We start from the raw sequence: 7,559 nt of genomic DNA, 5'->3' as shown, positions 1-7,559 counted from the left end.
TAGCTCAGTTGGGAGAGCATCGCCCTTACAAGGCGAGGGTCACTGGTTCAAGTCCAGTATCACCCACCACATATAAACACTTCTTAATAATTATTATAAAATCCTATTTGGGTAATTAACTCAGTTATAAGAAAAAGAGAGCATCGCCGCCTTTTACAAATAATGGCGAGGGTCACTGGTTCAGTTCAGTATCACCCACCACATATAAACACTTCTAAAGCATCTAAACTCTTCTGAATAATTATTAAAAAAACCCTATTTGTGTAATTAATCCAGTTGTAAGAAAAAGAGAGCATCGCCGCCCTTTACAAATAATGGCGAGGGTTACCGGTATCTAGCCAAGTAACCACCCACCACATATAAACACTTCAAAATACCTAAGTTAAAAACTTCCATAAATATCACTCTTGATTTGTCTTTTGCAAAACGATTAATCTATACGCTATAAAATTATATAAAGGTAATTAACTCAGTTATAAGAAAAAGAGAGCATCGCCGCCTTTTACAAATAATGGCAAGGGTTACCGGTATCAAGCCAAGTAATCACCCACCACATATAAACAATTCTAAAGCATCTAAACTCTTCTTAATAATTATTATAAAAATCCTATTTGGGTAATTAATCCAGTTGTAAGAAAAAGAGAGCATCGCCGTCCTTTACAAATAAAGGCGAGTGCCACTGGTTCAAGTCCAATATCACCCACCACGTATAAACACTCCACAAAAACCTAGATTATTTTAACTATTATTTAGAGCTGCTTTTTACCTATTAATTAAGCAATGGTTTTAAATCGCTAAGGCCAAGATAATATGAAGCCATCTAAACGTATGAAAATAACTTAATCTTCTAATAACCTCGGCTAATAGTTAAATTCCCTTGTAAGCAGCTAAACTGTTGATTATAGTCTGTGATAAATCAAACAACATGTAAGCCAATGCCAACTAAGATCTACGCCAAAGCCAAAATACTGATAGTGGAAGAGCAGCCCCTCGCTCAAAGCTATATGAAACAGTCGCTAGAAAGGCTTGGCTTTCGGCAGTTGCACTTTGCCGATCATGCAATTGCAGCAAAAGAGCAATGTTTGGCTGAGCAATTTGATTTAATTGTATGTTCGTTTAATTTAAGCAAACACCAAGACGGCTACCAACTCTACGAAGAACTCCGTGTTAAGCAACTGATAAAAAACTCCACTGCGTTTATTTTTATTTCTGCAGAAACCAGTGGTGCGCTAGTGCATAGCGTTTTAGAGCTTCAACCCGACGACTTTTTGGTAAAGCCATTTACGGTACAAGAGTTAAAAACGCGGATTGAGCGTATTCTAAAACGTAAAAATGAGCTTCAGAGCATTTATACCTTAGTAGATGATGGCAACGACTCTAAAGCAATAAAAGTAATCGATGCCGCTTTAAATAAAAAAAACAATATATACAGCCCTATCCTCCTTCGCTTAAAAGGAGATGCATTGCTTAGGCTAAACCGCAGTGAAGAAGCTAAAGATTTTTTTACCTCGGTGCTAGACATACAAAAATTTGCCTGGGCCAAAGTTGGTTTAGTAGAAGCGCTGATTGCTAATAATGAGCATATTCTTGCTCAGCGCATGTTAAAAACCATGCTTGAACGCCATGAAACACGTTTAGTTGCACTGGATTTACTCGGCCGATTAGAAATAAAACTAAACCAATTTGAATTGGCGCAAGATTTTTTAAGCCAAGCAGTCGATATTGCGCCACGTAATATCCAAAGACAAAAGTCGTTAAGCAATGTTTCGTTAATAAACCACGATTACGAAAAAAGCTATTTAACCCAAAAAGACATAGCCAGCTATGCGCGTCATTCTATTCATGACAGCCCCGACATCTATCTCAATGCTGCCCGTGCCGGTATAGACTTTGCTTTAACCACAGATCAAACAGACCAAATACAACGTATTTCGCGTCAAACTAATAAATACATAAATGATTTAAAAAAGCAGTTTCCTAACAACGCAAACCAATCTCAAATTGATGTACTTAATGCGCGTTTGCACTATTTAAAAGACGAGCACCAAAAAGCCAAGCGCTTGATAGAGCAACTTGATGACGACGATACGTTAATACGCTCTGTAGATGGGGCGCTTGATAAAGCAAAAGCGTTTCACGAGCTGGGTTTTCATCAAAAAGCACAAACATTATTTAGCCAAATAATTAGCCATTGTGAGCGCCACCCCAATATGAGTGATACAACTTACCTGCGTTACATTCAACAGCAGCAAAGTGAGCGTCGTGACATTAAAATGGGCCCTAAAGAGCTTAACAACCATGCAGTAACTCAATTTAATAGAGGGCAATTAAATACGGCGTTAGAGGCGTTTACGCAAGCATTTAGAGTAATGCCGCGTAACCCAAGCATTGCGCTTAATTTATTACAGTGTTTGTTTGATTCGACAAAACAAAAAGGCGGCACTTTTAACTTGGTTATTGCTAAAAAGTGTTACGCCCTTTTGAGTAACTCTACACTGCAGCCAGATCAGTCGCAGCGATTAGATAAAATTTTGCATATGGCAAAAGAAATGAAACTCGATATTCAATCCCCCTAGCGCTAACTAGCGGCTAGAAATAGCTATTTTATCTAGATTGAAGGCTAACTATATAATTAAAGCTTTTTCATTGCAGCGGCATTTACACAATAGCGCAAACCCGACGGTGCTGGCCCATCAGGAAAAATATGCCCTAAGTGTGCATCACACACATTACACACCACTTCAACGCGCTGCATACCATGGCTTAAATCGTTCACATAACCAATTGCATCGACAGTTGCAGGCTGCGTGAATGATGGCCAGCCTGTGCCGCTATCAAACTTTTCATCGGCATCAAAAAGTAAATTATCGCAGCATACACACGCGTATTTACCCGGTTCTAGTAATGTGCAACTTTGTGAGCTGTGAGGGCGTTCTGTGCCCTTTTTACGTGCCACATAATATTGCTCATCACTTAGTATTGCCTGCCATTGCGCGTCTGTTTTTACAACCTTTTCGCGTGGCGTAGGATTGCCATTATTGGCAAAATTTATAACATCATTCCAAGTAAGCATGATAGCCTCCTTCGGTATTAATAAGTGATTAGGGTCTGTTGATCTTTTAAGGTTAAATTTGCAGCAGTCTGTTTGGTATTTAGGCAAGGCAGAGCCTATGCAGTGTGGTTATTCCCCATAATTGGGCGATAACGTAGCATTAATGCCAAACAGGCGCTGCCCAACGGGTTCTTCCTAGGGGCTATTTACTCTTTGTTGCCTACATGGATGTAGGTAAAGGGCGTGAGCAGGACGCGGAAGCTTTGCTCAGCTTTTACTTAGCCCACTAGGTTACAAACTTCGCGCCGCGATTAAATAGCCCCTAGTTTGAACAAACTTTAATCCGCAAAGTTCAACAGCCCCTAACTAAAGCGAATAGTTTGCTTTTCGTGATCTGAAAGTATGCGCTTCATGTAGGCGTCTATGTCATTTTTTTGTGCGGGTAAACTTACACTAAATTGTCGCTCGTTATTGCTATGAATAATAAGCTCATCGTTCTTACTTTCTATATGTTCAATGTTGCCAATAACAAGCCATTGCGGGCCAAATTTTTTATCAAAAAAACCTGCCAAGCTAAATAACATTAAGTGCTGTGCATCGCGCTGAATAAAATTATCAAGCGTATTGCGCTTTTTAAAGGCGGGTGTCAGCCTGTAACAACACGAACAAAACACAAATAACCATAATCCTATTACGGCAGAAAACCAAATATGATCAGTTAACGATGTAAACAACACCAAAGCGCCTAAAATAATGCCAATACCAAGCACTACAATGGCAATTTTTTTATTAATGTTATCCATTTAGCTCCCTTTTATTTAGCGTTTTTATCATCTGCTTTTTCGGTAGGCTCTGGCCAATCGTTAAAAAACACCTGCAAATAACGACTCTTTGCCAAGTACCACATTACCCAAAACACAATCACCATTTGCACAGCTAAAAATAGTGAAAACCTGTAATGACTACGTGCAGCTTGTATTGTTAACCAGCTTAAGTCGGTTATTGCACACACAAGTAACGGCCAGCGCATGTAGCGCCACACCATCGCTAAACGCGCACTTTGCTTATGAGAGTCGCGCGGTCGTCTTAAGCAAAATAAAAAAGTGGGCACTATCGCAATAGCGCCAATCGAAATTGCGATAAAAAAATCGTTTTTAGATTTAAAAAATAGCGACATTAAATCAAGCTCAGGGCGACGACTCAGCGCCGCTATAACCCAAATAAAATACGCACGTAGTAACACCAATAAACTTAGATGAAATGCAATTGGCGTACGGTAGCTTCCGTATTTATCCCAGTACTCGGGTCCATATCGGCTCATTTTATTACCCTAAGCATTGTACTTATCAAACAGTGCAATTAAGTCGTCTTCGCTAAGTATGTCTATACCTAAATCTTGTGCTTTAGTTAATTTAGAGCCGGCTTTTTCGCCCGCCACCAATGCATCTGTTTTAGCCGACACACTACCGGCTACTTTTGCACCTAACTGTTGTAAGCGTGCTTTAGCATCGTTTCGGTTTAAAGTATTAAGAGTGCCAGTTAATACATAGGTTAGCCCAGCTAAGGGTTGCTCATCCTCTGAAGGCGGCGTTAGTGCTGGCCAATTAATGCCTTGTTCAATTAAAGCATTAACCACATCTACATTATGTTGCTCATCAAAAAAGCCACGAACATGAGTTGCTACAATAACCCCTACATCACTCACTTGCGTAAGGCTTTCAATACTGGCTTGGGTTACCTTTTCAAGTGTTAAAAAATGATTTGCTAAGTTTTGCGCTGTGGCCTCGCCAACCTCACGAATACCCAGCGAATATAAAAACTTTGCAAGCGTCGTTGTTTTTGAAGCTTCAAGCGCATCTACTAAGTTTTTAGCCGACTTAGGACCCATACGCTCAAGTGACTCAAAGTGACCTTGTTTTAATATAAATAAATCTGCGGGGGTTTTTACCAGCTCTCTATCAACCAGCTGATCAACTATTTTGTCGCCTAAGCCATCTATATCAAGCGCTTTGCGTGATGCAAAATGCTTTATCGCTTGTTTACGCTGAGCTTGGCACACTAAGCCACCGGTACAACGAGCCACGGCCTCGCCTTCTACTTTTTCAACGTGTGAGTCACAAATGGGGCAACTGGCAGGAAATACAATGTCGCGTGCATCATCTGGGCGTCGCTCAAGTACTACTTGTGTAATTTGCGGAATAACATCGGAGTGTAATGTTTGATCTTTTTTCAAATAGTATTCGGCAAACATATATGTGCCGTAACCGCTTGTTAATTCTTGATAATTGATAAAGTCCATAACCTTGCTTGTGTTGAATTTTTTTTCAACTAGATTAGACAAAATTAGAATTCCTTAATCTTATCAAAATCAGATCTAATTCAGAACAAATTTGAATTTTTTTTCAAATTAATTTCAATTTTTTTTGGCATTTTTTTAACCCTGAAACTTCCAGCTAAATATTAAATTTTTCAGTCCTTTACACACAACCAACAGCCTTAAATAAATAATAAACATAAAAATATATACCTTACTTTTCAATGGCTTACAGCTTGCATTTTTAAAATAATGAGCAATAGTGGTTAGGGGAATATGTTAAGAGGTATGTAAATTGGAAGATTACAAAAATGATAAATATCTGAATAAGAAATTATCAGAGTTAAGCGCATTATTAAGCCCAAAAAGTAACGCTATTGAGCTTTACGAAGCGTTAACTAAAGGTATAAACAATAGAGGTTATAGATTAAAGCACTTATCTATGGCAATTGAGATATTTACTAACTACCAGAAGTTTTCTGTCGAGGGCTATCTAAATACCTTTCAAGACTCAATAGTTAGCTTTGTTCATTTAGAGGAAATCAATAATAAAAATATCAATACACTTTTTTATACCATAGTCAAAAAGGTATACCAAAATGCCGTAGCGTTAAAATATTTCATTCCTAATGAAGCTTCAGATTCTTTTGATATATTTCAACTATGCCCCCAAAGTTCACTAGATATTACTGAAGCTTTAAAGACTTGCTTAGAAAAGAGTTCATGCAATGAAGAAGTAACGAAAGCAACTCAACTGTTTATTTCTTCAAAAAACGTCGAAAAAAACTACCTACGTATTTTTGCTAATTGCTTTGAAGACATTTCAAGAATAGACCCAAACTGGTCACCATCAGCAATAAAACAAGGAATTGAACAATTTATAGATAACTACGACAACGGTAATTCTGCCGAAACTACTAAGTACCATGAAATAAGCAGAGTTCTTGAGCTTTTCTCACACCTTAAAGGCTTGGGGCTAATAGATAAACACACTGTGTTTCCTAAAAACATTAAAAAACCATCAAGTTCCAGTTTAACGCGAAGTACTAACCCTACGATTTCTTCAATAAACATAGATAAACTGAAGCCTGCCGGTGCAATGACATCAGCTCAAAACCTCATTGAAGAGTTTTACGATGATCTCAACGCCAAACTCACTTATCTGCTAGATAAAGCCACGTCAATCATATTGTCTTACTTTCTTAAACATGAGCGTAACGACTCAGTTGAATTGGAAAATGATCTAATTGTCTCAATGCATATAATTATTGTTAATGAAATGGGAATTAACCCAACGCCGCTATACAACCTGAAAGTTACCATTGACGCAGACTCTAAAACGAAGAAAGAGTTTATAAAAGTTGAGGATGATGGTTATGTCAGAATTAATATAATTAAATGGAGACAACGAAGACTACAAAAGAGATCCGCAACCCCTTCCACAACGCCAACATTTTCTGAATTGAAAGCAGAAAACATTAACGCTGCATTTTGTATTCAGTTCGCTATTTTATTAACTGAGAATAGGCGGGAAGATCTCAAAACAAATTTGCTTTGGATTCGCAAGAATCAAAGGGTAATTAGAAATGACAATTCATTTGACGGTGAATTTCGAATATTTTGCGACAAGTATCTTCCCCCAGACTTTGTAAAACTTAAACCAACACTAATGCGAGTGCGTATGTCACGAGCTATTGAAATATACATAGGAAGTGATGGTGACGTTGTAAAAACTGCAACTTATTTAGGAAACAAAGTTAAAACAACATTAAGCACCTACATTCCAGCTTTCCTACAAGAAGTTGTGTATCGTAGAAAGATCTCTGTTTTTCAGCACCTTTACTTAGTCCTAGCCACCGCAAATGAAAGTGAAAAGTTAGCTCTGCTTGGCTTAAACCAAGAGCAATATGATAGCTACCTGAAAGAAGTTTATAAAAATGAAGATTTTGGCGGGATATTATTTGAAACATTAAAGCCAACTTCAAGTGAATCCGCAGTAGATACAGAAACATTCTTTATCTGTTCCCCGAAGAATTTCGCTTTCGCACTGAAACTACTAAAAACCTCCTCTAGTAAAGACAGCGAATTATATAAAATCTGTTTACATGCAGTTAACAAGGCTTCTACTGGTAGCATTATGCAAAAGAAAATGATTCAAGAAGCCGAAGAAATTTTGGAACAGGATCTGTAGTA

Annotated in this window: 5 protein-coding genes and 1 pseudogene; 2 read left to right on the top strand and 4 right to left on the bottom strand. The window is 38.0% G+C overall.

Features of this window, described 5'->3' with window-relative positions; translation table 11 throughout:
- The first annotated feature begins 935 nt into the window (after positions 1-935).
- On the top strand, positions 936-2,576 hold the full coding sequence (locus MTF68_RS13895) for a response regulator (RefSeq protein ID WP_024034162.1): 1,641 nt from the start codon (positions 936-938) through the stop codon (positions 2,574-2,576).
- A gap of 56 nt (positions 2,577-2,632) precedes the next feature.
- On the opposite strand, the gene msrB is transcribed toward MTF68_RS13895, so the two are convergent.
- The 4 genes and pseudogenes from msrB to MTF68_RS13875 form a co-directional block, all read right to left on the bottom strand.
- Positions 2,633-3,073, bottom strand: coding sequence for a peptide-methionine (R)-S-oxide reductase MsrB (gene msrB / locus MTF68_RS13890; protein WP_248462812.1), 441 nt, complete (start codon positions 3,071-3,073; stop codon positions 2,633-2,635).
- A gap of 341 nt (positions 3,074-3,414) precedes the next feature.
- Positions 3,415-3,855: a hypothetical protein gene (locus MTF68_RS13885; RefSeq protein WP_024034163.1), complete on the bottom strand. Its 441-nt coding sequence runs from the start codon at positions 3,853-3,855 to the stop codon at positions 3,415-3,417.
- Between the two features lie 11 nt (positions 3,856-3,866).
- Entirely contained in the window at positions 3,867-4,373 is a 507-nt protein-coding gene (locus MTF68_RS13880; protein ID WP_248462811.1) for a DUF2919 domain-containing protein, read from the bottom strand.
- Positions 4,374-4,382: 9 nt separating this feature from the next.
- Positions 4,383-5,258: pseudogene (locus tag MTF68_RS13875) on the bottom strand (helix-hairpin-helix domain-containing protein); the annotation flags it as partial.
- 403 nt (positions 5,259-5,661) lie between these two features.
- On the opposite strand from MTF68_RS13875, the gene MTF68_RS13870 reads away from it, so the two are divergent.
- Positions 5,662-7,557 carry a hypothetical protein gene (locus MTF68_RS13870; RefSeq protein WP_248462810.1) on the top strand — a complete coding sequence of 632 codons (1,896 nt, stop codon included), beginning with the start codon at positions 5,662-5,664 and terminating at the stop codon, positions 7,555-7,557.
- The last annotated feature ends 2 nt before the right edge of the window (positions 7,558-7,559 follow it).

This window comes from Pseudoalteromonas sp. 2CM37A (genome assembly GCF_023161885.1).
GTDB lineage: Bacteria > Pseudomonadota > Gammaproteobacteria > Enterobacterales > Alteromonadaceae > Pseudoalteromonas > Pseudoalteromonas atlantica.
The sequence above is the reverse complement of the archived record's forward strand: the minus strand, read 5'-3'. Positions and strand labels throughout refer to the sequence as shown.

Bases quoted from the DNA above. Each gene is read 5' to 3' on its own strand.
- MTF68_RS13895 (WP_024034162.1), top strand. From the start codon at position 936: ATGCCAACTAAGATCTACGCCAAAGCCAAAATACTGATAGTGGAAGAG.
- msrB (WP_248462812.1), bottom strand. From the start codon at position 3,073: ATGCTTACTTGGAATGATGTTATAAATTTTGCCAATAATGGCAATCCT.
- MTF68_RS13885 (WP_024034163.1), bottom strand. From the start codon at position 3,855: ATGGATAACATTAATAAAAAAATTGCCATTGTAGTGCTTGGTATTGGC.
- MTF68_RS13880 (WP_248462811.1), bottom strand. From the start codon at position 4,373: ATGAGCCGATATGGACCCGAGTACTGGGATAAATACGGAAGCTACCGT.